This window comes from Actinomadura sp. WAC 06369, assembly GCF_003947565.1.
Classification (GTDB): domain Bacteria; phylum Actinomycetota; class Actinomycetes; order Streptosporangiales; family Streptosporangiaceae; genus Spirillospora; species Spirillospora rifamycini.
In genome coordinates this window covers 1-985 of the sequence record NZ_QHJN01000386.1, presented here as the reverse complement: position 1 = coordinate 985, position 985 = coordinate 1, and the positions used below count along the sequence as shown (strand labels likewise).

Sequence of the window (985 nt, the reverse complement as noted above, 5' to 3'; positions counted from 1 at the left end):
TGGGCCGGGTCTACCTGGGCCGGTCGCCGGGCGGGAAGCCGGTCGCGGTCAAGGTGATCCACCCGCACCTCGCCGGGGACCCGCAGTTCCGGCGGCGCTTCGACCAGGAGATCGCGGCGGCGCGGCGCGTCGGGGGCGTGCACACCGCGCAGGTGGTGGACGCCGGCACCGACGCAGACCCGCCGTGGCTCGTGACCGAGTACATCGCCGGGCCGTCGCTGCAGGAGGCCGTCGGCGAGCACGGCCCGCTCTCCGCGGAAGCGGTGGCGGGCCTCGGCGCGGGGCTCGCCGAAGGGCTGCAGGCCGTCCACGAGCGCGGCGTGGTCCACCGGGACCTCAAGCCCGGCAACGTCCTGCTCGCCCAGGACGGGCCCCGCATCATCGACTTCGGCATCGCCCGGGCGCTGGACGCCACCTCGCAGACCACCCGCACGAGCATCGTCGGCACCCCCGGGTTCATGTCGCCCGAGCAGTTCCGGGGACGCGAGGTCGGGCGGGCGAGCGACGTGTTCTGCCTGGCCGCCGTGCTCGCGTTCGCCGCCACCGGCAGGCGGCCGTTCGGCGAGGGGCCGATGGAGGCCCTCGGCTACCGCGTCGTCAACGAGGACCCCGACCTGGCCGGCGTCCCGGAATCCCTGCTCCCGCTGATCGCGGCCGGCCTGGCGAAGGACCCGGACGACCGGCCCGGCCTCGGCGCCTTCCTCGAACGCTGCTCCGCGCTGGTCGAGGGCGGGGAGCCGCCGCTGCCGGACGCCGTCACCACGATGATCGCGACCCGGGTCGCCGAGACCGCGGCGCTCGTCCCCGCGCCGGGCGGCACGCGGCGCCTCCGCCTCCCGGCGGCCCGGGGGCACGCGCCGGCCCTCGCCGCGGCCGCGGCGGGCGTCCTGGTGATCGCGTCCGCCCTCTGGGCCATCGCCGACGGACGGGACGAGCCGGACACATCGGGCACCGCCGCCGTCCAGGCGACCCCCACCCGGACGCC

1 protein-coding gene is annotated in these 985 nt (G+C 77.7%); it reads left to right on the top strand.

Annotated elements, in window-relative coordinates:
• Positions 1-985: serine/threonine-protein kinase (locus tag DMH08_RS39605; RefSeq protein ID WP_148108672.1), on the top strand; the 985-nt coding region annotated here is incomplete at both ends.